The following is a 23,880-nucleotide window of genomic DNA, read 5'->3' as shown; positions in this document are numbered from 1 at the left end:
CGGGATGGCTGCTTCATGGAACAGGGGGCGGAGCGGGCTCCCGTACGAGCGCGCCGGGCACGCCGTATGTCGCACATACGGAAAGCCCTGGCCAGGCCGGTAATTCCGCATCAGCCGAATGCCGTTCGATCCCATACGCCGATTCCCACCCCAACGTCCCCGCCTGGCGGCCGAGCGCCGGTTCGTCGGGAAGGGCCGAGCGGGAGCACCCACACTTTAGAGTTGAGTTGTTTACACGGTCAACATGCTGGCCATAATCAATCACTCACACCCGAACCTTGCTTGACTGTGTCAACAAGTAGAGTGTGGGGCGTTCACGCAGGTGCCGCTCTACCCGGAGGGTCCTCCCATGCCGCAGCCCGAACGCCTCCCCGGCGCGCCCGAGTTCCGTATCAGGCTGCCCAGGGACGGCGGCGAGGCGCGCGGCTGCCTGCTCACCGAGTTCGGCGGCAACGGCACGAACAAGTTCCTCCTGCTCAAGGGGTCGGAGGTGACCGCCGAGGCGTCCCCCGGGCTCGGCGACCACGCGCGCCGCCTGCGTGCCGAACTGCGCGCGGGCGGCGGGCTCGTCGACGCGCCCGCCGACCCCGGCCGGCCGCAGGGGCCGCCCCGCTGGGTGGCGGCCCGGGACATCGAGTGCAACTCCTCCTCGGCCGCCGCCGCGCTGGTGTACGGCTACGACGTCTCCGGCCCGGAGTCCTGGCGCACCGACGAGGGCCATCCGCTGGCCGACTACCTGTCCACCGCCTGGCGCGCCCCGCGCAAGGCGTGGCTGGTGCGCGGCGCCAACGTCTCGGGGCACAACCTGGTGCGGCGGCTGTGGCTGGAAGAGGGGGTCGTCTCGCTCTCCGGCGCGCACCTGCCGCCGCTGGAGGAGAGCGACCCGACCAGGAGCGCGCTGCGCCGCTTCGTCGAGGAGGGGTACGAGGGGGCGGCCTCGTACCACCAGAAGCAGGGCCTGGTCGACGAGTTGCACGCCTTCCTGACGCAGATGCGCGTCGGCGACACCGTCGCCACCTTCGACGACGACCGGCTGTACACCGGGCGGATCACCGGGGAGGCCGTGCAGACCGCCTCGCCGGGCGGGCTGTCCAACCTGCGGCGGACCGTCGCCTGGCGGCCCGGCGGCCACCCGTACGAAGAGCTGCCGGGGGAGGTGCAGCAGAAGCTGTCGGTGCAGCACGACCTGGTCGATCTGACCGGTGTCCTGGAGGCGCTGGACGGGCTGGACGGGCTGGACGCGCCGGGCGGGCCGGGCGGGCCCGCCGGGCGGACGGAGGGCGCGGAGCCGTCGGCGGCCGGGGGCACCGGCGAGCGGCCGGCGCAGCGGGAGCTGACGCTGCCGCAGGTCACCGCGGAGCTGGCCGCCGACCTCCTCGTCCACGACCGGGCCTGGCTGGAGGAGGTGCGCGAACTGCTGTTGGACGAGAAGCAGCTGGTGTTCTACGGCCCGCCGGGCACGGGCAAGACGTATCTGGCGATGAAGCTGGCCGAGCACTTCGGCGGCGGACCGGAACAGGTCAAGATCGTGCAGTTCCACCCCTCCTACGCCTACGAGGACTTCTTCGAGGGCTTCCGTCCCGCGGCGGACCCGGAGACGCGGGAGGTGGCCTTCCGTCTGACGGCCGGACCGCTGCGGGAGCTGGCCGACCTCGCCTCCCGCGAGGGGAACCGGCACGTCCCGCACTTCCTGATCGTCGACGAGATCAACCGCGCCAACCTGGCGAAGGTCTTCGGCGAGCTGTACTTCCTCCTGGAGTACCGGGACCGGTCCGTCCGTCTGACCTACTCCGGCGACGACTTCGCGCTGCCGCCCAACCTCTTCGTCATCGGCACGATGAACACCGCCGACCGCTCCATCGCGCTGGTGGACGCGGCGATGCGGCGCCGCTTCGCGTTCGTGGAGCTGTCCCCGCGCACCGAGCCGACCGCCGGGCTACTCGCGCGCTGGCTGGAGCGCGAGGGCCGGGACGCGGAGCCCGCCCGCCTGCTGGACGCCCTCAACTCCCTCGTCGACGACCCCGACTTCGCCATCGGGCCCTCGTACCTGATGAAGCCGGGGGTGTACCGCGAGGGCGGGCTGGAGCGGACCTGGCGCACCAAGATCCTGCCGCTGCTGGAGGAGCACCACTACGGCGACGGGCTCGACGTCGCCGCCCGCTACGGCCTCGACGCGCTGCGCGGGCAGCACCCGTGAACGCGGACTCGACCGCATCCGGGCCGGCGCGCGAGGTGGTGCTGCGCGAGTACGGGCCCGCCGTCTCCGTCCCCCTGGACGCAGCGGTGGGGCGGGCGCTGGTCGCCTCCGGCGTCCTGCACAGCGCGACCCCCGACCCCGGCCGGGACGGGCACTGGCTGCTGCGTGCGGGCAGCCGGGTCGGCGCCGTGCGCGTACCCGGCGGCCCGGTCCTGCGGATCGCGCCCAAGACGCCGGTGCGCCGGCTGTTCTTCCTGCTCGGCTTCAGCCTCGACCCGGAGCGTGCCTGGCGCGACGGCCGGGAGGGCACCGTCGACACCGGCGCGTACGACGACGTCGTCCCCGCGCTCGCGCACGCCGTGGAGCGGCGGGTGGACGCGGCGCTGCGGCGCGGGGTCCTCCAGGGCTACCGGGAGGTGGAGGAGTCCGCGCTGGTGGTGCGCGGGCGGATACGCGAGGCCGAGCAGATCCGTCGGCACTTCGGCCGCACCCCGCCCGTGGAGATCGCCTACGACGCGTACACCGAGGACATCGCCGAGAACCGCCTCCTGCGCGCCGCCGCCGAGCGGCTGCTGCGGCTGCCGGAGGTGCCCGGGCCCGTGCGGCGGCGCCTGGCCCACCAGCGTCTGCGTCTGGCGGGCGCCGCCCCGCTGACACGGGGGCAGGAGCCGCCGCGCTGGCGGCCCTCGCGCCTGAACTCCCGCTACCGGCCCGCGCTGCGGCTGGCCGAGGCCGTACTGCGCGGCTCCTCGCCCGAGCACCGGCCCGCCGGGCCCGAACCGCTGGCCGTGGACGGCTTCCTGCTCGACATGAACCGGCTGTTCGAGGACTTCGTGACCGTCGCCCTGCGCGAGGCCCTCAGGGAACACGGCCTGACCGCGCGCCTGCAGGACCCCCACCACCTCGACGCCGCCGGTCTGGTGCGGATGCGCCCCGACCTCGTCGTGCGCGGCGGCGACGGCCGCACCCCGCTCGCCGTCGCCGACGCCAAGTACAAGGCCGTCGGGGAGGCCGGCGGGCCGCCCGGCTCCGACCTGTACCAGGCGCTGGCGTACGCCACCGTGCTCGGTCTGCGCGAGGCGCACCTGGTGTACGCGGGCGGGGCGCTGCCCGCTCGCTTCCACGAGGTGCGCGGGACGGCGGCCGGGCCGGACGGGCGGGGGGTGCGGCTGTACCGGCACGGCCTGGACCTCTCGCGCGAGCCGGAGGAGCTGCTGTCGGCCCTGCGGGAGATCGCCCGGCATCTGGCCGGCTCCGCGCCGCGTCCCTGACCGCCGGACGCCGCATGGCGGGGCGGGGGGAGCGCCCCCGTGCCCCGGCCCGCCTTCGCCCCGGGCTTCCCGGCCCACCTTCACGTAAGGGTAGGTTCCGAGGGTCGCCGCCTCCACCTGGGGCCCGCCTCCCCTCGGACCGCCCCTCAGGTGTGGGCGGCGATGAGCGTCTCCAGGCGGGCGCCGGGGAACTCGCGGGCGAAGGAGTCGGCCTGCCAGCGACTGGGGAAGAGCGCGAGGTGGGTGGTGTCCCGGCTGCGGACCAGGCCCTCCCCCGTCACCAGCCGGGTGCGGTTGAGGGCGTCCGCGCCGGCGGCGTCGGTGGCCCGGGCGACGTGGTAGGGCAGCGGCTCCAGTCGCACGGGGGCGGAGAACTCGTGCTCCATGCGGTGGGCGACCACGTCGAACTGCATGGGTCCGACCGCGGCCAGCACCGGCGCCTGCTCCCCGCGCAGGTCGGAGGCGAGGACCTGGACCACGCCCTCCTCGTCCAGCTGCGCGATGCCGCGGCGGAACTGCTTGGAGCGGCCGATGTCGGCGGGGCGGGCGACGGCGAAGTGCTCGGGGGCGAAGGTGGGCATGGGCGGGAAGGCGGCGGGCTCGCCGGTGTAGAGGGTGTCGCCCACCCGCAGGGCGGTGGCGTTGACCAGGCCGACCACGTCGCCGGGGTAGGCGACATCGACCGAGGAGCGGTCCTGGCCGAAGACGCTGTGGGCGTACTTGGTGGCGAACGGCTTGCCCGAGGCGGCCCGGATGACGGTCGTGCCGCGCTCGAAGACCCCGGAGCACACCCGCATGAAGGCGATGCGGTCGCGGTGGGAGCGGTCCATGTTGGCCTGCACCTTGAACACCAGGCCGGAGAACGGCGCGTCGACGGGCCGGCTGCCCCCTCCGGCCAGCTCGCGCGCCCCGGGCGGCGGAGCGAGGTCGACCACGGCGTCCAGCAGCAGCCGTACCCCGATGTTGGAGACGGCCGCGCCGAAGAACACCGGGGTGGACTTGCCGGCCAGGAACGAGCCCTGGTCGTGCTCGGCGCCGTCGGCGCGCAGCAGCTCCAGTTCCTCGACGGCCCTGGCCCAGTCGGCGCCCTCCTCGGCGGCCGCCTGCCCGGCCGGGACCACCTCCTCGGCCGCCGCCCGGGCGCCGCCGGGGGCGCGGGTGTAGCGCAGCATCCGCTCCGGTTCGCGCACGTCGATCAGCCCCCGCAGATGGCCGGCGTCGCCGACCGGCCAGGTGACGGGGGTGGGCCTGAGGCGGAACTCGGACTCGATCTCGTCCAGCAGCTCCAGGGCGTCGCGGCCGGGCCGGTCCCACTTGTTGACGAACGTGATGACGGGGATGCCGCGGTGGCGGCAGACGTCGAACAGCTTGCGGGTCTGCTCCTCCAGGCCCTTGGCCGCGTCGATGAGCATCACCGCGCAGTCCACGGCGGCCAGCACCCGGTAGGTGTCCTCGGAGAAGTCCGCGTGGCCGGGGGTGTCCAGCAGGTTCAGCACCGCGTCGCGGTGGGCGAACTGCAGCACCGCCGAGGTCACCGAGATGCCGCGGGCCTTCTCCATCTCCATCCAGTCCGACGCCACTCCGCGCCGGCCGGCCTTGCCGTGCACCGCGCCGGCCGAGGTGATCGCCCGCGCGTGCAGGGCCAGCGCCTCGGTCAGCGTCGACTTGCCCGCGTCCGGGTGGCTGATCACCGCGAACGTCCGCCGCCGGGCCGCCTCGCCGGCCGCCTGCCGGTCCCTCGCACTCACCGCGCTCACCGCGCCGGCTCCCGGCGCGGTGCCCCGCACCGCGCGTCCGCCTCGCCCCTGTACCTGCGCAACCGTTTCACCAGTTCCTTTGTGTGCGGTTCCTCGTGTGCGTCGTGTGCGTCGCGTGCCTCTCCGCCGGCATCGGGCGTCGACCCGCCGGCCCCGCGGAGCCCGCAGCCCCCGGACTCCGCGGACCTCGCCGCACGCAAACCTACCTTGACGTAAGGGTAGATATCCAAGGGCCGGCCCGGCCTCCGCCCGCTGCTACGTCCCCGCGCCCCTCCCGGCCACGTAGACGGTGTTGGCCGACTCCTCCCCCGGCCGGTAGGGGTTGTCGAAGCGGACGACGTGGGCCTTGGCGGTGGCGAAGACCCGCGCCAGTACGGCGGTGAAGTCCTCGTCCGGCGGGTCGTCGGACCACAGGGCGAAGACGCCGCCGGGGTGGAGGTGCTCCGACAGTGCGCGCAGCCCGGCCTCCTCGTAGAACGGGGCGTGGCCGGGGTGCAGCACATGGCGCGGCGAGTGGTCGACGTCCAGCAGGATCGCGTGGAAGCGGCCGCCGGGCCGCCGCGGGTCCAGCCCCTCGGTGCCCGCGGCCCGTTCGAAGAAGTCCCCCCGGACGAGCCGGCAGCGCCCGTCCGACACCAGTGCCTCGCCCAGCGGCACCAGCTTCTCCTCGTGCCAGCGGATGACGTCGGGGAGGGCGTCGACGACGACCAGCGAGCGCACCCGCGAGTCCTCCAGCACGGCCCGCGCGGTGTAGCCGAGGCCGAGCCCGCCCACGGCCACGTCCAGCCCGGCGCCGGTCCCGGCACCCGCGCCGCCGTCCGGGAGCGCGGCCAGGCCGAGGCGGGCCAGTTCGGTCTCACCGGCCGTGAAGAGGCTGGACATGAGGAACTCGTCGCCGAGCTTGACCTCGTACACCTCCCGGCCGGTCACCGGGTCCCGGCGGCGGCGCAGGCTGATGTCGCCCATCGGGGTGGGGCGCCAGTCGATCTCCTCGAAGCGCTTGCTCATACGGTCGCCTTCCGGTGCGGTCCTGGGCGCGGTGCGGTGCGCTGCGGTGCGGTCCGGTCAGGCGTCGATGACGACGGGGATGACCAGGGGCTTGCGGCGGTAGGTACGGAAGGCCCAGGAGGCCACCGAGCGGGCGATGAGCTGCTCGAGCTGCTGCGCGTCCCCCACGCCCTCCTCGGCCGCCGAGGCCAGGGTCTTCTCGATCACCGGAATGGCCGAGGCGAACGTCTCCTCGTCGTGGACGAAGCCGCGGGCCAGGAAGTCCGGGGGCTCGGCCAGCGCCCCGGTGTCGGCGTCGACGATGGCGACGACCGTCACCACGCCCTCGGAGGCGAGGGTGAGCCGGTCCTTCAGGGACGCCTCGGTGGCGCCGCCGACCTCCATGCCGTCGACGTAGACGTTGCCCGCGGGCACCTTGCCGGTGATGGAGGCGCGTCCGTCGACGAGGTCGACGACGACGCCGTCCTCGGCGACGACGACCCGGTCGGGGTCGACGCCGGTGCGGATGGCCAGGTCGGCGTTGGCCCTGAGGTGCTTGAACTCGCCGTGCACCGGCATGACGTTGCGGGGCTTGACGATGTTGTAGCAGTAGACGAGTTCGCCGGCGCTGGCGTGGCCGGAGACGTGGACCTTGGCGTTGCCCTTGTGGACGACGTTGGCGCCCCAGCGGGTCAGCCCGTTGATCACCCGGTAGATGGCGGTCTCGTTGCCGGGGATGAGGGAGGAGGCCATCAGCACGGTGTCGCCCTTGCCGATGCGGATCATGTGGTCGCGGTTGGCCATGCGCGACAGCGCGGCCATCGGCTCGCCCTGGGAGCCGGTGCACACCAGCGTGACCTTGTGGTCGGGCAGCTTCTCCAGTTCCTTCATGCCGACCACCAGGCCGGAGGGGACCTTCAGATAGCCCAGCTCGCGGGCGATGCCCATGTTGCGGACCATCGACCGTCCCACGAAGGCGACCTTGCGGCCGTAGGCGTGGGCGGCGTCCAGCACCTGCTGGATGCGGTGCACATGGCTGGCGAAGCTGGAGACGATGACCCGCCGGGGCGCGGTGCGCATCACCTGCTCGATCGCGGGGTTCAGATCGGCCTCGGCGGTGGTGAAACCGGGGACCTCGGCGTTGGTGGAGTCGGTGAGGAAGAGGTCGACGCCCTCCTCGCCGAGCCGGGCGAAGGCGCGCAGGTCGGTGATGCGGCCGTCCAGCGGGAACTGGTCCATCTTGAAGTCGCCGGTGTGCAGCACCAGGCCCGCGCCGGTGCGGATGGCGACGGCCAGACTGTCGGGGATGGAGTGGTTGACGGCGACGAACTCGCAGTCGAAGGGGCCCAGGCCCCGCCGGTCGCCCTCGCGCACCCGCGCCGTGCGCGGCTTGATGCCGTGCTCCTTGAGCTTGGCCTCCAGGAAGGCCAGCGTCAGTTTGGAGCCGACGACGGGGATGTCCGCCCGCTCGCGCAGCAGGTACGGCACGCCGCCGATGTGGTCCTCGTGGCCGTGGGTGAGCACCACGGCCACCACGTCGTCCAGGCGGTCGCGGATGGAGGTGAAGTCCGGCAGGATCACGTCCACGCCGGGCTGGTGCTCCTCGGGGAAGAGCACGCCGCAGTCGACGATCAGCAGCTTGCCGCCGTACTCGAAGACGGTCATGTTGCGGCCGATCTCCCCCAGGCCGCCCAGGGCTACGACCCTCAGCCCTCCCTTGGGCAGTTTGGGGGCGGGCTTCAGCTCAGGGTGTGGATGACTCATACCCTGACGCTATCCGAGGGCGGCCGGGCTGTCCCATCGCCCCTCCCACCAGCCGCTTCGCGTCGCACGGCGGAGGCGGGCGGCGGGACCGGAGGCGGAGGGGCGGAGGCGGGGCGGCGGGCGGGACGCTCAGCCCTGCGGGCCGAGTCTGCGGCGGAGGGTGGCGGCGAAGTCCTCGGCGGCCATGAGCTGGGCGCGCAGGGTCTCGCAGCGGGCGTCGGCGACCTTGCGGTAGGTGTCCAGGCGCTCCCGCAGCCGCTTGTGCTCCGCCTCCTCCAGCGGCTCGTCGGCCGAGAGCCGGTCGGTGACGGACAGCAGGTCCCGCATCTCCTCCAGGGAGAAGTCCAGCGGCTTCATCCGGCGGATGACCATCAGACGGTCCACGTCGGCGGCGGTGTAGAGCCTGAAGCCCCCCTTGGTGCGGGCGGAGGGGATGACGAGGCCGACCTCCTCGTAGTGCCGGATGGTGCGCAGCGACAGTCCCGTCCGGTCGGCCACCTCACCGATCTGCATCCGCTGCTCGTCCGTCACTGCCGATTCCCCTCTGATGCCCGAACACTTTCGGATTCGTAAATCCCAACCCTATCGCGTGACATGAATCACAGGATCCCGCACGGTGTTCACCTGCGATTTCCAGGACCCCGGCCGCAACCATCCCTCACGTCAGGGTAGAGTTCGTTTTCGGACGGAACACCGCCCTCCCCAATCCCGTCGGGCAATGATGCCCGACCGGCGGCCCCCCACGTCCGCCGATCCCCGGTTGCGCCCCCGTCGCCGACGACGGCCGCGGCAGACCGGCCCTTCCCGCTCCCACCCGGAGTCGCGCACGCCGCGCGCGCATGCCCGACGCCTGCGCGCCCGATACGGAAACGGATGCATGTCCGCTGACACCTCCGCAGCCTGGCGGCTGCGTCCCTCCCGCCCCGACTGGCTCGCCTCGCCCAAGGTCCTCCGCACCGAGGTGCTGGCCGGCCTGGTCGTCGCCCTGGCCCTGATCCCCGAGGCGATCTCGTTCTCGATCATCGCCGGGGTGGACCCGGCCGTCGGCCTGTTCGCCTCCTTCACCATGGCCGTGGTGATCTCGGTCGTGGGCGGCCGCAAGGCGATGATCTCGGCCGCCACCGGCGCCATCGCCCTGGTCATCGCCCCGCTCAACCGCGAGCACGGCCTGGGCTACCTGGTCGCCGCCGTCATGCTGGGCGGTCTGATGCAGATCGCGCTCGGGGCGCTCGGAGTGGCCAAGCTGATGCGGTTCGTCCCCCGCAGCGTGATGGTCGGCTTCGTCAACGCGCTCGCCATCCTGATCTTCATGGCACAGGTGCCGGAGATCACCGACGTGCCCTGGGCGGTCTACCCGCTGGTGATCGGCGGCCTGGCGCTGATGGTGCTCTTCCCGAAGGTCACCACGGTCGTGCCCGCCCCGCTGGTGTCCATCGTCATCCTGACCGTCATCACCATCGCCGCGGGCATCGCGGTGCCCACCGTCGGCGACAAGGGCGAGCTGCCCTCGGCCCTGCCCGTCCCCGGCCTGCCCGACATCCCCTTCACCATCGACACCCTGGTCACCATCGCCCCCTACGCGTTCGCCCTCGCCCTGGTGGGTCTGATGGAGTCGCTGATGACGGCCAAGCTGGTCGACGACATCACCGACACCCACTCCAACAAGACCCGCGAGTCCATCGGCCAGGGGATCGCCAACGTCGTCACCGGCCTCTTCGGCGGCATGGGCGGCTGCGCGATGATCGGCCAGACCATGATCAACGTGAAGACCTCCGGCGCCCGCACCCGGCTGTCGACCTTCCTCGCCGGCGTCTTCCTTCTGGTCCTGGTGGTCACCTTCGGCCCCGTCGTCTCCACCATCCCGATGGCCGCCCTGGTCGCGGTGATGATCCTGGTCTCCTTCGCCACCTTCGACTGGCACTCCGTCCAGCCGAGGACGCTCAGGCGGCTGCCCGTCGGCGAGACCGCCGTGATGGCCGTCACCGTCGCCGTGGTCGTGGCCACCCACAACCTCGCCATCGGCGTCGTCGCCGGCGTCATCACCGCCATGGTGATCTTCGCCCGCCGCGTCGCCCACCTCGCCGAGGTCTCCGGCGTCGTGGACCCCGACGGCAGGCAGGCCGTCTACGCGGTCACCGGCGAGCTGTTCTTCGCCTCCTCCAACGACCTGGTCTACCAGTTCGACTACGCCGGCGACCCCGACGACGTCGTCATCGACCTGTCCGACGCCCACATCTGGGACGCCTCCTCGGTGGCCGCCCTGGACGCGATCGAGACCAAGTACGCCGCCCGCGGCAAGAAGGTCACCATCGTCGGCCTCAACAAGGCCAGCGCCGCCATCCACGGCAAGCTCGCCGGACAGCTCGCCGACAGCCACTGACCGGCGGGACGCTCCCGGAACCGCACCGGCCCTCCGGCGCTTTCGCGCCGGAGGGCCGGTGCGCAGGCCGGTACCGGGGTGTCAGCCGAGCTTCTCCGCCTGGGCCTCGATGACGGCGGTCGGGAGGTCGAAGTCCTCACCGCTGCCGGCGGAGGCGATGTTGAAGGAGGAGAAGACGGCCAGCGTGGCGCCCTGGCGCACCACGGCCAGCTTGAGCGGCATCCGCTCGCCGTCCTGCTCGGTGGTCACCGTCCAGGCGGCGGCCTCCTCGCCGCCGGTGACCTTCTCCTCCTCGATGCCGGTCACCTTCTGCCCGTCTCCCTTGATGCCCCCGGTGAACCCACCGGAGCAGGACTCGGCGGCGGTGCGCAGGTCGGCCAGGGCCTTCTGTGCTCCCCCGTCCTCGTAGGAGGCGAGGGTGAGCATCGTCGTCGTGGCGTCGAGGGCGCCCTTGATCGCGTCCTCGAAGTTCTCCAGGTCCTCCTCGGTCAGCTCCTCGGAGCCGCCCGTGCCGCCGTCGGCCGGCTTCCCGGGCTCCTGGGTGACCATGCGCTGGGCGGTCGCCGCCGGGTCGCCCAGCGGCACGCCGAGCTGGGCGTGGGCCAGGGGCGTGCACTCGTCCTTGTCGGAGGAGACCTCCTTGGCGGAGACGCTGTCCCCGGCGCCCAGCTCCTCGACCTTGTGGCCCTCGACGTCGCCGTCGGCGAGGACGAGCTTCTCCAGCTCGTCGGAGGTCTTCACCCCGGCGGCCGGCCCGGCGGAGGAGGACTTCTCGGACTTACCGCCCTTGGTCTTCTCCGCGTCACTCCCGCCGGAGTCCGAACCGCCGCAGGCGGTGGCCAGCAGGGCCAGGCAGGCCGCGGAGGCGGCGAGGGCGGTACGGCGTACGGCGGTGGATCGCATCGTGTGCTCTTTCTGCTCCGCTGACGGGCTTCGGCGCCGCCGCCCGGAGGGCGTGTCCGGCACCGGCCCGCCACAGGTCCCTGTGACGGGCCAACTCTAGGAGTCCACGCCGCGGCACAGACGGGAAGCCTCGGACCGGCGTTCGATCGTGACGGTGATGTGATCATCCCGGATCCGGCCCGTGAAACCCCCGCCCCCACCGCCCCCACCGCCCTCGCCGCCCTCGCCGCCCTCGCCGCCTGCGTCCGCCGCCCCGCCCCCGGCGCGGCGGGGCGGGACGGGACGGCGGACGCGGGGATCAGCCGGTCAGCGGCGCTTGCCGAAGTTCTGGACCCACCAGGGGCCGCCTGCCTTCTCGCTCACCCCGATGCCGATGTCCTGGTAGGCGCAGTTGAGGATGTTCCTGCGGTGGCCGGGGCTGTTCATCCAGCCGTTCATCACCTGCTCGGGGGTCCCCTGGCCCCTGGCGATGTTCTCCGCCAGCGCGGACCAGGAGTATCCGGCGGCCTCGACCCGCGAGGCCATGGTGGAGCCGTCGGGGCCGACGTGGGAGAGCACGCCGCGCTCCGCCATGGTTCCGGCGTAGGCCTGAGCGGCACGGGCCAGCCTCTCGTCCACCGTCAGCGGCCGGCAGCCGGCCCTGGCCCGCTCGGCGTTGACCAGTTGGAGCACCCGCCGCGCGGCCGCACCGTCCGGCTCCGGCTCCGGCTCGGCGGGCCGGGAGGCGGTCGGTTCGGGCGTCGGGGTCTGCTCCGGCGCGGTGGGCCGCGGGGTGCCGGGCTCGCCGTCCGCCGGGGGCTTCGAGCCGAGGTCGACGGTCAGGCCGAACTTGTCCAGGACCTCGGTGACGGGCTGGAAGAAGGTGGTGCCGCCCCTGCTGCAGTCGCCGTTGCCGCCCGAGGTCAGGCCGACGGCGATGCTGCCTGAGAAGAGGGCTCCGCCGCTGTCGCCGGGCTGGGCGCACACATTGGTGCGGATCAGGCCGTGGACCCGGCCCTGCGGGTAGTTGACCGTGGCGTTCAGCCCGGTGACGGTGCCGCCGTGCAGGCCCGTGGTGCTGCCGCTGCGCTGGACGCGCTGGCCGACGAACGCCTCGCCGGCGCCGGTGATCTCCTGGCTCCTGCCGTTGTAGAGGTTCACGGCGGCGGGGCGCGGCACGTCGGGGTCGTCGTAGCGGATCAGCGCGTAGTCGTCGCCGGGGAAGCTGCTCTCCACGGCCTTGCCCACCCGCTGCCGCGAGGAGTCGCCGCTGCTCCAGGTGGCGCCCTTCTGCGTGCAGTGGCCCGCGGTGACGATGAAGTACTCGTCCCCCTTGCGGGCGTTGAAGCCGGCCGAGCAGCGGGAGCCGCCGGAGGTGATGGCGTCCCCGCCGGCGACGAAGGGCTCGAAGACGCCCTCGATCCGCTCTATTCGGGCCTTGCCGCCCAGCTTCGCGACCTTCTCCCGCAGTTCGCGCCACTTCTTCCCGGTCACGGTCGAGTCCACCGTGACCAGCACCTTGTTGGTGCGGGGGTCCACGGCCCAGGAGGTGCCCGGGGTACGGGTGCTGCGGTCCAGCGACGACTTGGCCCTGGCGAGCTCCTCGGTGGTGCGCTCGACCTCCTTCGCCACGGCTCCCGCCTTGCGGACCGCCGTCAGGTCGCCGCCGTCGACGACGTTGACGACCAGCTTCTTCCCGGCGGGGTCGTAGTAGGACCCGGCCGCCTCCTCACCGAGCTTCGACTCCAGCCGGTGGGCCAGGGTGCTCGCCTGGGCCGCGCTGAGGAGCGAGGGCGCGGGGATGGCGTCCGCCTCGGGCTGCAGCACGACGAACGTGGTGGCCGCCACGGACGCGGCGGCGGCGCCGACGGCCGCCTTCAGCACCATCGGCCGTCTGCGCGCCCGCCGTCCTCGCTGCTGCTTCACCTTCACAGATCCGCTCCGTTCACTCGTGGGGGGATCGCCCTGGGTCGACGTCCGAGGGGACGCTATCGCCGCAGATCAGCGAGGTGAGCGGGTTTCAAAGTGCCCTCAGGGACAGCTAAGGAACAGCTAAGGCGGGCCGTCGGCCCCCTGCCTGCCCGCCTCCGTCCGCCCCCTGCGGGGACGGGGAGGGCACAGGCGGGAGAGCCGGGGAAGGCGGAGCCAGGACCGGCGCCGCCGCCCGTGGGAGGCGCGCTCGCCGCCCGGGGAGCGCTCGGGCGCCAGCTCCAGCTCCATCAGCACCCGCGCCCCGCCCAGCGGCGCGCGGCCGACCTCCAGCCGGCCGCGGCCGGTGTCGGCGGCGCGGTGGGCTATGTCCAGGCCCAGGCCGGTGGAGCCGCCGACGCTCGCGCCCCGGGCGAGCGCCCGCTCGGGGTCGGGGATGCCGGGTCCGGCGTCGTCCACGGTCACCACCACCGCGTGCGCCGTGCGGTGCACCCCCACCGCCAGGGCCGTGCCCTCCGGGGTGTGCCGGAAGACGTTGCCGACCAGGGCGTCGACGGCCGCGGCCAGGTCCTCCTCCGGCAGCGTCACGGGGGTGGGCTCGTCCGTCACCGTCACCGCGCAGTCCCGGCCCTGCTGGGCGGCCAGGACCGACCAGAAGTCGGTCCGCGCCGACACCACGCGCGCCGCCTCGCACGAGGCCCCCGGCTCCGGTGAGGCCGGGGCGAACGAGGCCGCCGACAGAGGCGTGCGGGCCGCCTTGATGATGGAGTCCAGCTCCTCCTCCAGATGGGTGACGGCCGTCTCCAGCCGGTCGGCGTCCTCCCGCCGCAGGCCGGAGGCGATGCGCTCGGACTCCAGGTGCAGCGCCGTCAGCGGAGTCCTGAGGCGGTGCGAGAGGTCGGCCACCAGCTCGCGTTCCATCGCCAGCAGTTCGACGACGCGGTCGGCCATGGTGTTGAACGCGGCGCCGGCCTCCTGCAGTTCGGGAGGGCCCTTCGGCTCCAGCCTTCTGTCCAGATCCCCCTCGCCCAAGGCGTTGGCGGCGCGCGAGAGGTCCCGTGAGGCGCGCACCACCCGTGCCGCCAGCCGGTCGGCGACCAGCACCGACCCCGCCACCAGGGCCAGCGCCAGGGCCGACATCACCATCCAGGAGGTGCCCACGCCGCGCTCGAACTCGGCGCGCGGCACGAAGGACTCGACCACCGCCACCCGGTCCCTGGCCAGCACCACCGGCTGCAGATGGACCCAGCCCTCCTCGGTGTCCTGGGCGAAGGTCCGCTGCTGCCGGGCCGCCCGCCGCCATGCGTCGGCGGGCGCGTAGGCGGTGCCCACCAGGCGTCCGCCGGGCAGGTGGACGCCCAGCCGGCCGGTGTCGTCGACCTCGGCCACGGCCTGCTGCACCTCGTCCGGGCGGGTGGTCAGGGCCAGTACGGGGGCCAGCGCCGCCGCCCGCTGCTCGGCCACCGTGATCGCCCGGGACCTCACCTCGGACTTGACCAGCAGGGCCAGCGGGATCAGGAAGGACAGCGCGACCATGGAGGTGACGGCCAGTGCGACGCCGGCCAGCGTCCGTCTCATCGCGGCGTCACCAGCTTGATGCCCACGCCCCGCACGGTGTGCAGATAGCGCGGCCGGCTCGCCCGCTCGCCGAGCTTGCGGCGCAGGGAGGACACGTGCACGTCCAGGGTCTGCTCCTCGACGTAGGACTGGCGCCACACGTCGGCCAGGACGCGACGGCGCGGCACCACCCGGTCCGCGCGCTCGGCGAGATAGGTCAGCAGGTCGAACTCCCGCCGGGTCAGGCGCAGTTCGCTGCCGTCCAGGGAGACCGACCGGGCCTGCCGGTCGATGGTCAGGCCGCCCACGCGTATCGCGCCGTCCCGGGGCGCCGCCTCCGGGGCGCCCGGGCGCTCCACCGCGGCGGAGCGGCGCAGCACCGCCCCGAGCCGGGCCGCCAACTGCCCGCCGGAGAAGGGCTTGACCAGGTAGTCGTCGGCGCCGGCGTTGAGCAGCCGGATGATCTCGGCCTCGTCGTCGCGCGCGGTGGCCACCAACACCGGCACCTGCGAGATGCTGCGCAGCATGCGCAGGACGTCGACGCCGTCGAGGTCGGGCAGCCCCAGGTCGAGCACCACCGCGTCCGGCGGCTGCCGCGTCACCTCCCGCAGGGCCTCGAAGCCGTAGGGGGAGCTGCGCACCACGTGGTCGTGCCGGGACAGGACGTCGATGAGCCTGGCCCGTATCACGGGGTCGTCCTCGACCAGAAGTACCGATGCCATGGCCAGGGACGGTAACGGGTGCCGCCGCCGCGTCCGCAACCAGCGTCCCGTCAGGGGGGGCTTCGCAGGCCCTTCGCGGGTCTCGCGGGCCCTGGCGGTGGCCGCCGCGGGCGGTCGGGCAGTATGGGGCGGTGCCCCGCTACCTGCGCTACGTACTGCTGTGGCTGTCGTGCACGTCCCTCAGCGTGACGACGGTGAGCCTCACCGTCCAGTTCGTGGTCGGGACGACCCGGCCCACCCCGCCCGTCGCCCGCGACACCCCGGGGACGGTCGTCTCCTCCGCGACGGCGAGCGCCGAGCCGAGCCGGTCCCCCACACCCACGCCCAGCCCCTCGCCCACCCGGCGCGCCTCCTCCCCCGCCCCCGCGCCGAAGCCGACGGCCTCCCCCACCACCCGCCCCGTCACCCGCCCCACCCCGTCACCCTCCGCGAACACCGAGGGCGGCGAGGAGGGCTGCCGTACGGCCGGCGCCGAGGTGCGCACCTTCCAGACCACGGGAGGACGGGCGTCCATACGGTTCGGCAGCAGCGGCGCCTGCCTGGTCTCGGCGCTGCCCGCCGGCGGCTTCACCGCGGCCACCCGGCGCGGCGGGCCCAGGGAACTGACCGTGGTCTTCACCGGCGACTCCTTCCGCTCGCAGATCGAGGTCACCTCGCCCACGCCCTCCAGCTACAACGTGGCGGTCAGGGAGTCGACCGTCTGAGGGGCCCGGGTACTGCCGGGGTACTGCCGGGGTACCGCCGGTCGTTTCGGTACCCGCCGAAACGACCGGCCCGCATGATGGGCGCCATGGACTCCCCCGACCGCACCCGCCGAACCCGCCCGTCCCCTTCCGCACGGCGCCCCGGGCACGCCGGCTCCGGCCTCGCCCGGCTCGCCGGGCTGCTCGCCGACGACACCAGGGCCCTGTTCTGCCTGGCGCTGCTGGACGGGCGGGCGTGGACGGCGGGCGAGCTGGCCCGGCTGGCCCACGTCGCGCCGTCCACGGCCGGCGAGCACCTGGACAAACTGGTGGCCGGGGGCCTGCTGACCCAGGAGCGCCAGGGCCGGCACCGCTACGTGCGGCTGGCAGACCCCTCGTCCGCGCGTCTGGTCGAGGAGCTGGCCGCGCACGCGGGGCCCCCGCCCGCCGCGCGCTCCCTGCGGGAGGCCTCCGCGAACACGGCGATGGCCCGGGCCCGCACCTGCTACGACCACCTGGCCGGACGCCTGGGGGTCGCGCTCACCGACGCCCTGCTGGAGCGGGGGCTGCTGCGGCAGGAGGCCGGGTTCGCGGTGACCGGTGCCGGGCTGCGGTGGTTCGGCGGGCTCGGCATCGACCTGAGGGCCCGCCCGTACGGCCGCCGCCCGGCGGCCCGCGCCTGCCTGGACTGGACCGAGCGCCGCCCCCACCTGGCCGGCGCCGCCGGGGCCGCGCTGTGCCGGCACGCCCTGGAGGCCGGCTGGTGCGAGCGGATCGGCACCCGGCGGGCGCTGCGCGTGACCGATGCCGGGCGGCACGCCCTGCGCGAACTGCTGGGCCTGACCGGCACCGACCTCGGCGACGAGCCGGCGGGCACTTCCCGTACGGCGGAGACGGCGGAGGCCACGGCATGAGGACCGCCGCCGGAGGGTTCCCCCGTACGGGCGACACGAGGACCGGGAAGCGGCGGGCCGTCCCGGATTGCGGTAGCCCCGGGAATGTCGTCATGCTGCACCCACACCGTCCGTGGAGGACCGATGAGCGCCCAGCCGCACTCGTATGCAGCCGCCGACCCGGAAACAGCGCTGAAGTACGCGATCCAGCACATCCGGGGGGACCGGGTGCAGATCGTGGAGGGGGTCATCGAGCCGGCGTCGGAGGAGAGGGGAGCCGTCCGTGGTGAACACGTCCGCCGCGTCCGCCGCCTTCCGCGCGCTGCACCGCCGCGGGCGGCCGCTGCTGCTGCCCTGTGCCTGGGACCACGCCTCGGCCGCCGCCCTGGCCGCGCACGGCTTCCCCGCCGTCGGGACCAGCAGCCTGGGGGTGGCCGCCGCGGCCGGACTGCCCGACGCCGCGGGGGCCGCGCGGGAGCGGACCCTGGCGCTGGGACGGCGGCTGGCCCGGCTGCCGGTGCCCGTCAGCGTGGACGTCGAGGGCGGGTTCTCCGAGGACCCCGCGCAGGTCGCCCGTCTGGTGCGGGAACTGGCCGAGGCGGGGGTGGCCGGGGTGAACCTGGAGGACGGGCTGCCCGGCGGGCACCTGGCCGACCCGGCACACCACGCGGAGAAGATCGCGGCCGTCAAGGAGGCCGCCCCGGCGCTGTTCGTCAACGCCCGCACCGACACCCACTGGCTGGCCGCCGACCCCACCACGGCCGCCGCGTACCGCCGGGCCCGCGCCTACCGGGAGGCCGGGGCGGACGGCGTCTTCGTGCCCGGCCTCGCGGACGAGGACGGCATCCGGGCGCTGGCCGGCGAGCTGGACGCCCCGCTGAACGTCCTGTACTCCCCCGGCGGCCCCACCCGCGAGCGGCTGGCCGAACTGGGCGCGGCCCGGATCAGCCTGGGATCGCTGCTGTTCCGCGCCGCCCTCCAGCGCGCCGTGGAACTGGCCGCCTCCCTCGCCGACCCGGCCGCCCCGCCCCCGCCGCTGCCCACCTACGACGAGACCTGCGCCCTGTCCGCCCCCTGGGCGGACAGGGTCTGAGACTTCTCCTTTCCGGGTTCGCCGCGGAGCCTCCGCAGAACCTCTGTGACAGAACCTCTCCCCCGAAGCGTCCTACGGGGTGACGGCGGAGACGGACGGCGAGAGGGACACCGTGGTGGAGAGACCGACGCAACGCCTGGAGGAGTTCCGGGAGTTCGCGAGCAGCTCCGGCAGTCGGCTGTTCCGTACCGCGCTGTTGCTGACCGGAGGTGACTGGCACCAGGCCGAGGACCTGACGCAGACCGCGCTCGGCAGGGCGTTCGCGTCCTGGCGGCGGGTGCGGCGCGCGGACGACCCCGACGCCTATGTCCGTACGATCATGATCCGCGCCCACATCTCCCAGCGGCGACTGCGGCGCAGCGGCGAACGGCCGGTCGAGGCCGTACCCGAAGCGGTCGCCTCCGGCGGCTCCGACCCCGCGCTGCGGGTGACTCTGCTGCGGGTGCTCGGCGAGCTGCCCCACAAGGACCGGGCGGTACTGGTGCTGCGCTACTGGGAGGACCGCAGCGTGGAGCAGACCGCCACCGAGCTGGGCGTGAGTGCCGGCTCGGTCCGCAACCGCAGCATGCGTGCCCTGGCACGGTTGCGCGATGCGCTGGGCGGCGAGCTCGATTCGCTGGCGAGCGGATGAGCACCGACACCGGTCGCCCCTCCCGCGCTCTTCCATCCCGATCCATGAGTTGTGTGTCCATGCCCGTACGGAGAAAGCCGGTGATTTCCCGTGGAACCCGATGAGCGGCGACTGTCGGCCGTGATGAAGGAAACCGTGGGCGGTGTGCGGCCGCCCCTGCCGTCGCTGGTCGACGGCGCGACGGTCCGCGGCCTCCGCCTGCGCAGACGGCGGCGGGCCGCACAGGCGGTCTCCCTGTGCGCGGTGGCCGCCGCACTGACCGCGGGTGTCTCGGTGTTCGGGGCGTATCTGCCGACCATGGGGAGCGGCACCGTGGTGCAGGCGCTGCCCGAGGCGCCGGCCGGCGGTTCCGACGAGGTGGACTTCCCCGACTTCTCGCATCTGCCGCGCGACCCCGAACCGCCCGAGGACAAGGTCGCTCTGACGGGCCGCGCCACCGTGCACACGCTCCGGGAGCTACTGCCGGCCGGCACCGGCACCTCGTACTACGAAGGTCAGGACAGTTTCCCTCCCGACCTCACATACATCGACACCAGCGGAAGTCTGAAGGTCGCCACAGGGGTCGGCCGGGCCGAGGTGACGGTCAATGTGCAGGGCGGCTTCGGCCGTGACCGCGGCGCACGGGGAACGGAGTATCTGGAGCGCTTCTACTCCTGCGACGAGAACAGGGGCGAGGGCAGGATGACGGCCTGCACCGTCGCCAACCTCGACGACGGTTCGGTGCTCATGGCGTACGAGGACCGCTCCGGCCTGCTGATCCGCCGCCACGCCGACCTGCTGCGCACCGACGGCACCCGGATCGTCGTCGGCACCTCCAACGGCTGGGACCTGGAGGACGGGCCGGTCCTGGCCTCCCGTCCTCCGCTGTCCTTCGAGGCACTGCGGGCCGTGGTGACCAGCTCACGCTGGAACCAGTGGGTGGCGCCGGACGTCGTGGAGGCGGCAAAGGCCCTGGCGCCGTACAGGGACCTCACCCTGCGTCCCGCGCCCGGCGACACCAACCAGACGGGCCGCCTTCCGTGAACACGGCCGGGGCCGGAGTGGGCGGCCCCGGCCCCGGCCGGCGCTCACTTGCGGTTGTACAGGCGCATGGTGGCCGTTCCGAAGACGGCCACCAGCACCGCGCCCCACCCCAGCGACCAGGCGATCTCGGTGGCGGGCCAGTCGCCCGCCATCAGTCCGCGCACCGCCGAGGCCAGATGGGTCACGGGGCTGTTGTTGACGAAGGCCTGGAGCCAGCCGGGCATGGTGGACGGGTCGACGAAGACGTTGCTGAGGAACGTCAGCGGGAAGATCACCATCATGCTGACGCCCATCACCGACTTCTCGGTGCGCAGCATCAGGCCGAACATCGTCCAGATCCACGAGAAGGCGAACGCGAAGACGATCAGCAGTGCCACCCCGGCCGCCACTCCGGGCACGCCGCCGGCCGGGCGGAAGCCCAGCACCAGGCCGAGTGCCAGCATCACCGCGCAGGCGATGGTGTAGCGCAGCATGTCGCCGAGCAGATAGCCGACCATCGCCGAGGGGCGCCAGATCGGCAGGGTGCGGAACCGGTCGAAGACGCCCTTGGCGATGTCGATGTTGACCGCCACCCCGGTGTACATGGTGATCATCACGATGTTCATCACCAGGATGCCCGGCAGCAGGAACTGCACGTACTGGTCGGTCGATCCGGCCAGTGCGCCCCCGAAGAGGTAGGTGAACATCAGCACCATCATGACCGGGAAGACGGTGACGTCGAAGAGCTGCTCGGGCACGTGCTTGATCTTCAGCACCGCCCGCCAGCCGAAGGCGGCGGAGGCGGCCCAGGCGCTGGGGCGGGGCGGGCGCTCCCCGGAGACCAGCAGGCCGGCCAGGGTCTCGGCCGCCGCGGGGGCCGGCTCGACGGCCTCACCGGTGTGCTGTCCGCGGGTCGTGGCGGTGCTCATGCCGGGATCTCCTCTTCCTCGTTCGCGGGGGCGCCGGTACGGGCGGCGGGGCGGTCGGTGAGGGCGAGGAAGACCTCGTCCAGACTGGGCTGGCCCAGCGAGAAGGTGTCGACGGTGATGCCGGAGCGGGCCAGTTCCGCCAGCGCCCGGGAGGCCTGCTCGGCCGCGCCCGCGCCGTCGCCGCGCAGGCCGACGCGGGCGGTCAGGGCCACCGGGTCGGGATCGAGCTGGATGCGTGCCTCCAGGACGCGGGCGAGCAGCCGCTCGGCCTCGGGCCGCCGCTCGGCGTCCCGCAGCCGCAGATGCACCGCGCCGGCGCCCACCGAGGCCTTCAGCTCGCCCTTGGTGCCCTCGGCGATGACCTTTCCGTGGTCGATGACGGCGATACGGGAGGCGAGCTGGTCGGCCTCGTCGAGGTACTGGGTGGTCAGCAGCACCGTGGTGCCCCGGGAGACCACCGCCCGCACGATGTCCCACACCTGGTTGCGGCTGCGCGGGTCCAGGCCGGTGGTCGGCTCGTCCAGGAAGAGCAGGTCGGGGGTGTTGAGGATGGACGCGGCGATGTCGATGCGGCGCCGCATGCCGCCCGAGTAGTTCTTGACCTGTTTGCCCGCCGCCTCGGCGAGCCCGAAGGCCTCCAGCAGCTGCTCGGCCCGCCGCCGGGCGGCGGGCTTGCGGTGGCCCAGCAGCCTGCCCAGCAGGATCAGGTTCTCCGCGCCGGTCAGGTCCTCGTCCACCGAGGCGTACTGCCCGGTCAGGCTCACCCGGGCGCGTACGGCGTCGGCCTCGTGCAGTACGTCGTGCCCGAAGACCCGGGCCCGGCCGCCGTCGGGGCGCAGCAGGGTGGCGAGCATCTTGACCGTGGTGGTCTTGCCCGCCCCGTTGGGACCGAGGACCCCGTAGACCGTGCCCGCCGGGACGGCGAGGTCCACGCCGTCCACCGCACGGGTCTCCCCGAACACCTTGACCAGCCCGGATGTCTCGATCGCCAGGCCGGATGCGCTCTCGCCCATGTTCCGTCGTCCTCGTCGCTCGTCGGTTGTGCGGCTTCCCTCGTCCTTCGGACCGTCCGGGGGCACTGGACTCATCGCTTCCCGGGGATTTCCCCCACCGGATGCCCCGGGTCTCCCGGGGCTCCCGGATGTGCCGGGTCTCCCTGATGTGCCGGGTCTCACCGGTCGGCGGGGTCGTAACGGATGTGCGGGCACGGTGCGTCTCCTCGGTCGTCCTCAGTCGTCCTCGGTCGTCCTCAGTCGTCGCGGACCTCGATGCCCAGCGCCCGGGCGAGCGCGGGGGCGAGGTCCAGCAGTTGCGCCGGGCCGACGATCGCGCCCCTGAGCGAGTCGTGGCCCGCCGTGATCCCCAGCCCGGCCGCGCCGCGCAGATCGACCCGTGTGAGCCTCGCCTTCTCCAGCCGCACCCCGTCCAGGACCGAGCCGGGGAACGCCACGCCCTCCAGGGCCGCCTCGCCGAAGTCCACATCGCGCAGCAGGCAGTCCACGAAGTACACGTCGCGCAGGCGCGCGGCGCGGAGGTTGACCGAGTCGAGCTTGCAGTTGAAGAACGTCACGCGGCGCATCCGCGCCTCGAACGCCTCCACCCCGGCCAGGGCGCCGGAGACGGCCTCGGTGTCCGTCCAGTCGGTCTCGGCCAGGTCGGCGCCCACCCATCGCACGGTGTGCAGCCACACGTCGTTGAAGCGCGCCCGCCGGTAGCGCCCGCCGTCGAACCCGACCGAGGTGAAGGCGGACTCCACGAAGCCGGCGCCGCCGGCGTCCGCGCCGTGGAAGCCGTCCCCGTCGAAGTGGACGGTGTCGTAGGTGCGCTCCCGCTCCAGCCGCCCGCCGTCGAACGGCTGGAGGTACTCCGCGTAGGGCAGGTCGGCCAGCTCCCGTGGAGCCGGCGGGGCGGGCGGTGTGCGACGGGGGCGCGGGGTTCGCTGGGCGGGCATGGGGGGCCTTCCGGGCCGGACGGCGGGTGTCGCCTCGAACCCTAGGCGCACCCTCTGACAATGCCCGTGCGCCCGCGGTGAGCACCATGCCCCCGCGAGGGCGGCGGCGTCTGCGCCCCCGCGGGGGTGGCAGCGCCTATGCCCCCGCGAGAGTGGCGACCATGACCGCCTTGATGGTGTGCATGCGGTTCTCCGCCTCGTCGAAGACGACCGAGTGCTCCGACTCGAACACCTCGTCCGTCACCTCCAGCGACTCCAGGCCGTACCGCTGGTGGATCTCCCGGCCCACGGCCGTGCCCAGGTCGTGGAAGGCGGGCAGGCAGTGCAGGAAGCGGACGCGCGGGTTGCCGGTGGCGCGCAGAACGTCCATGGTGACGGCGTACGGCCGCAGCAGCTCGATGCGCTCCTCCCAGACCTCCTTGGGCTCGCCCATCGACACCCACACGTCGGTGGCGACGAAGTCGGCCCCCAGCACACCCTCCTCGACCTTCTCGGTGAGGGTGACGCGGGCGCCGGTGGTCCTCGCCAGGGAGCGGGCGGCGGCGACCACCGGCTCCTCGGGCCACAGGCTCCGCGGCGCGACGATACGCACGTCCATGCCGAGCAGGGCGCCGGTGACCAGGTAGGAGTTGCCCATGTTGTTGCGGGCGTCGCCGAGGTAGGCGTAGGCGGTCCGCGTCAGCGGCTTGTCGCAGTGCTCGGTCATGGTGAGCACGTCGGCGAGCATCTGGGTGGGGTGCCAGTCGTCGGTGAGCCCGTTGTAGACGGGGACGCCGGCGTGGGCGGCCAGCTCCTCCACCGCGTCCTGGCTACTGCCCCGGTACTCGATCGCGTCGTACATCCGCCCCAGCACCCGGGCGGTGTCGCGCACCGACTCCTTGTGGCCGATCTGGGAGCCGGACGGGTCGAGGTAGGTGGTGTGGGCGCCCTGCTGGGCGGCGGCGGTCTCGAAGGCGCAGCGGGTGCGGGTGGAGGTCTTCTCGAAGATCAGCGCGATGCCGCGCCCCCGCAGCCGCTGCTCCTCGGCGCCCGCACGCCGGGCCGCCTTCAGTTCGGCGGCCAGCTCGATCAGGTGGCGGAACTCCTCGGGGGTGAAGTCCAGCTCCTTGAGGAAGTGGCGGCCCGTGAGATCGATCGCCATGGGGGTCTCCTGGGGACTGTCGCGTCGGATACGGCAGGGAAGCCGGAAGTCTATACGAACAATCGCATCTCTATGCAGAGAGGGGTGTCCCCATCCCGGACCGTACCCCTA

Annotated in this window: 20 protein-coding genes; 8 read left to right on the top strand and 12 right to left on the bottom strand. The window is 73.3% G+C overall.

Annotated features, from left to right (window positions below):
• Positions 1-349: 349 nt before the first annotated feature.
• Positions 350-2,197: a DUF4357 domain-containing protein gene (locus CUT83_RS14060; protein ID WP_101256178.1), complete on the top strand. Its 1,848-nt coding sequence runs from the start codon at positions 350-352 to the stop codon at positions 2,195-2,197.
• The gene (locus CUT83_RS14055; RefSeq protein WP_101256177.1) at positions 2,194-3,468 is read left to right on the top strand and encodes an McrC family protein; all 1,275 of its coding nucleotides are present in this window, start codon (positions 2,194-2,196) and stop codon (positions 3,466-3,468) included. The genes CUT83_RS14060 and CUT83_RS14055 overlap by 4 nt, the downstream gene beginning before the upstream one ends.
• Before the next feature lie 146 nt (positions 3,469-3,614).
• On the opposite strand, the gene CUT83_RS14050 is transcribed toward CUT83_RS14055, so the two are convergent.
• The 4 genes from CUT83_RS14050 to CUT83_RS14035 form a co-directional block, all read right to left on the bottom strand.
• On the bottom strand, positions 3,615-5,216 hold the full coding sequence (locus tag CUT83_RS14050; RefSeq protein ID WP_101256197.1) for a peptide chain release factor 3: 1,602 nt from the start codon (positions 5,214-5,216) through the stop codon (positions 3,615-3,617).
• Positions 5,217-5,480: 264 nt separating this feature from the next.
• On the bottom strand, positions 5,481-6,233 hold the full coding sequence (locus CUT83_RS14045) for a spermidine synthase family protein (RefSeq protein ID WP_101256176.1): 753 nt from the start codon (positions 6,231-6,233) through the stop codon (positions 5,481-5,483).
• Positions 6,234-6,290: 57 nt separating this feature from the next.
• Entirely contained in the window at positions 6,291-7,976 is a 1,686-nt protein-coding gene (locus CUT83_RS14040) for a ribonuclease J (RefSeq protein ID WP_101256175.1), read from the bottom strand.
• Between the two features lie 129 nt (positions 7,977-8,105).
• Positions 8,106-8,489 carry a MerR family transcriptional regulator gene (locus CUT83_RS14035; RefSeq protein WP_101256196.1) on the bottom strand — a complete coding sequence of 128 codons (384 nt, stop codon included), beginning with the start codon at positions 8,487-8,489 and terminating at the stop codon, positions 8,106-8,108.
• Between the two features lie 364 nt (positions 8,490-8,853).
• Here CUT83_RS14035 and CUT83_RS14030 point away from each other — a divergent pair, with 364 nt between their 5' ends.
• Positions 8,854-10,356, top strand: a complete 1,503-nt coding sequence (locus CUT83_RS14030; protein WP_101256174.1) for a SulP family inorganic anion transporter — start codon at positions 8,854-8,856, stop codon at positions 10,354-10,356.
• An 81-nt stretch (positions 10,357-10,437) separates the two neighbouring features.
• On the opposite strand, the gene CUT83_RS14025 is transcribed toward CUT83_RS14030, so the two are convergent.
• The 4 genes from CUT83_RS14025 to CUT83_RS14005 all read right to left on the bottom strand — a co-directional run bounded on the left by CUT83_RS14025 (position 10,438) and on the right by CUT83_RS14005 (position 15,446).
• Entirely contained in the window at positions 10,438-11,259 is an 822-nt protein-coding gene (locus tag CUT83_RS14025) for a hypothetical protein (protein WP_101256173.1), read from the bottom strand.
• A 306-nt stretch (positions 11,260-11,565) separates the two neighbouring features.
• Positions 11,566-13,170 (bottom strand): CAP domain-containing protein, encoded by a 1,605-nt coding sequence (locus tag CUT83_RS30475; protein WP_206282576.1) that lies wholly within the window; start codon positions 13,168-13,170, stop codon positions 11,566-11,568.
• A 120-nt stretch (positions 13,171-13,290) separates the two neighbouring features.
• Complete coding sequence (locus CUT83_RS14010; RefSeq protein ID WP_101256171.1) at positions 13,291-14,745, bottom strand: sensor histidine kinase; 1,455 nt, start codon at positions 14,743-14,745, stop codon at positions 13,291-13,293.
• Entirely contained in the window at positions 14,742-15,446 is a 705-nt protein-coding gene (locus CUT83_RS14005) for a response regulator transcription factor (protein WP_101256170.1), read from the bottom strand. Before CUT83_RS14005 ends, CUT83_RS14010 begins: the two co-directional genes overlap by 4 nt.
• A 131-nt stretch (positions 15,447-15,577) precedes the next feature.
• On the opposite strand from CUT83_RS14005, the gene CUT83_RS30120 reads away from it, so the two are divergent.
• The 5 genes from CUT83_RS30120 to CUT83_RS13975 all read left to right on the top strand — a co-directional run bounded on the left by CUT83_RS30120 (position 15,578) and on the right by CUT83_RS13975 (position 19,769).
• Positions 15,578-16,150, top strand: coding sequence for a hypothetical protein (locus CUT83_RS30120; protein WP_158239012.1), 573 nt, complete (start codon positions 15,578-15,580; stop codon positions 16,148-16,150).
• 86 nt (positions 16,151-16,236) lie between these two features.
• Positions 16,237-17,043, top strand: coding sequence for an ArsR/SmtB family transcription factor (locus tag CUT83_RS13990; protein WP_101256195.1), 807 nt, complete (start codon positions 16,237-16,239; stop codon positions 17,041-17,043).
• A 262-nt stretch (positions 17,044-17,305) separates the two neighbouring features.
• Positions 17,306-18,115 (top strand): isocitrate lyase/PEP mutase family protein, encoded by an 810-nt coding sequence (locus tag CUT83_RS13985; protein WP_101256168.1) that lies wholly within the window; start codon positions 17,306-17,308, stop codon positions 18,113-18,115.
• A gap of 79 nt (positions 18,116-18,194) precedes the next feature.
• A complete protein-coding gene (locus CUT83_RS13980; RefSeq protein ID WP_240957658.1) occupies positions 18,195-18,746 on the top strand; it encodes a SigE family RNA polymerase sigma factor in 552 nt (183 codons plus the stop codon).
• Positions 18,747-18,869: 123 nt separating this feature from the next.
• Positions 18,870-19,769 carry a hypothetical protein gene (locus CUT83_RS13975; protein ID WP_143688553.1) on the top strand — a complete coding sequence of 300 codons (900 nt, stop codon included), beginning with the start codon at positions 18,870-18,872 and terminating at the stop codon, positions 19,767-19,769.
• 44 nt (positions 19,770-19,813) lie between these two features.
• Here CUT83_RS13975 and CUT83_RS13970 read toward each other — a convergent pair whose 3' ends face one another.
• The 4 genes from CUT83_RS13970 to argF all read right to left on the bottom strand — a co-directional run bounded on the left by CUT83_RS13970 (position 19,814) and on the right by argF (position 23,769).
• Positions 19,814-20,677: an ABC transporter permease gene (locus tag CUT83_RS13970; protein ID WP_101256166.1), complete on the bottom strand. Its 864-nt coding sequence runs from the start codon at positions 20,675-20,677 to the stop codon at positions 19,814-19,816.
• A complete protein-coding gene (locus tag CUT83_RS13965) occupies positions 20,674-21,690 on the bottom strand; it encodes an ATP-binding cassette domain-containing protein (protein WP_101256165.1) in 1,017 nt (338 codons plus the stop codon). Before CUT83_RS13965 ends, CUT83_RS13970 begins: the two co-directional genes overlap by 4 nt.
• Positions 21,691-21,926: 236 nt before the next feature.
• The gene (locus tag CUT83_RS13960; protein WP_101256164.1) at positions 21,927-22,628 is read right to left on the bottom strand and encodes a pentapeptide repeat-containing protein; all 702 of its coding nucleotides are present in this window, start codon (positions 22,626-22,628) and stop codon (positions 21,927-21,929) included.
• A 136-nt stretch (positions 22,629-22,764) separates the two neighbouring features.
• A complete protein-coding gene (gene argF / locus CUT83_RS13955) occupies positions 22,765-23,769 on the bottom strand; it encodes an ornithine carbamoyltransferase (protein ID WP_101256163.1) in 1,005 nt (334 codons plus the stop codon).
• Between the last annotated feature and the right edge of the window lie 111 nt (positions 23,770-23,880).

This window comes from Streptomyces barkulensis, from assembly GCF_002843305.1.
Classification (GTDB): domain Bacteria; phylum Actinomycetota; class Actinomycetes; order Streptomycetales; family Streptomycetaceae; genus Streptomyces; species Streptomyces barkulensis.
Note: the sequence above shows the minus strand (reverse complement) of the source record. Positions and strands in the feature narration are given on the sequence as shown.

Excerpts from the sequence above, each read along its gene's own strand:
- CUT83_RS14060 (WP_101256178.1), top strand. The coding sequence starts at position 350 with ATGCCGCAGCCCGAACGCCTCCCCGGCGCGCCCGAGTTCCGTATCAGG.
- CUT83_RS14045 (WP_101256176.1), bottom strand. The coding sequence starts at position 6,233 with ATGAGCAAGCGCTTCGAGGAGATCGACTGGCGCCCCACCCCGATGGGC.
- CUT83_RS14040 (WP_101256175.1), bottom strand. The coding sequence starts at position 7,976 with ATGAGTCATCCACACCCTGAGCTGAAGCCCGCCCCCAAACTGCCCAAG.
- CUT83_RS14035 (WP_101256196.1), bottom strand. The coding sequence starts at position 8,489 with ATGCAGATCGGTGAGGTGGCCGACCGGACGGGACTGTCGCTGCGCACC.
- CUT83_RS14030 (WP_101256174.1), top strand. The coding sequence starts at position 8,854 with ATGTCCGCTGACACCTCCGCAGCCTGGCGGCTGCGTCCCTCCCGCCCC.
- CUT83_RS14025 (WP_101256173.1), bottom strand. The coding sequence starts at position 11,259 with ATGCGATCCACCGCCGTACGCCGTACCGCCCTCGCCGCCTCCGCGGCC.
- CUT83_RS14010 (WP_101256171.1), bottom strand. The coding sequence starts at position 14,745 with ATGAGACGGACGCTGGCCGGCGTCGCACTGGCCGTCACCTCCATGGTC.
- CUT83_RS14005 (WP_101256170.1), bottom strand. The coding sequence starts at position 15,446 with ATGGCATCGGTACTTCTGGTCGAGGACGACCCCGTGATACGGGCCAGG.
- CUT83_RS13990 (WP_101256195.1), top strand. The coding sequence starts at position 16,237 with ATGGACTCCCCCGACCGCACCCGCCGAACCCGCCCGTCCCCTTCCGCA.
- CUT83_RS13975 (WP_143688553.1), top strand. The coding sequence starts at position 18,870 with ATGAAGGAAACCGTGGGCGGTGTGCGGCCGCCCCTGCCGTCGCTGGTC.
- CUT83_RS13970 (WP_101256166.1), bottom strand. The coding sequence starts at position 20,677 with ATGAGCACCGCCACGACCCGCGGACAGCACACCGGTGAGGCCGTCGAG.
- CUT83_RS13965 (WP_101256165.1), bottom strand. The coding sequence starts at position 21,690 with ATGGGCGAGAGCGCATCCGGCCTGGCGATCGAGACATCCGGGCTGGTC.
- CUT83_RS13960 (WP_101256164.1), bottom strand. The coding sequence starts at position 22,628 with ATGCCCGCCCAGCGAACCCCGCGCCCCCGTCGCACACCGCCCGCCCCG.
- argF (WP_101256163.1), bottom strand. The coding sequence starts at position 23,769 with ATGGCGATCGATCTCACGGGCCGCCACTTCCTCAAGGAGCTGGACTTC.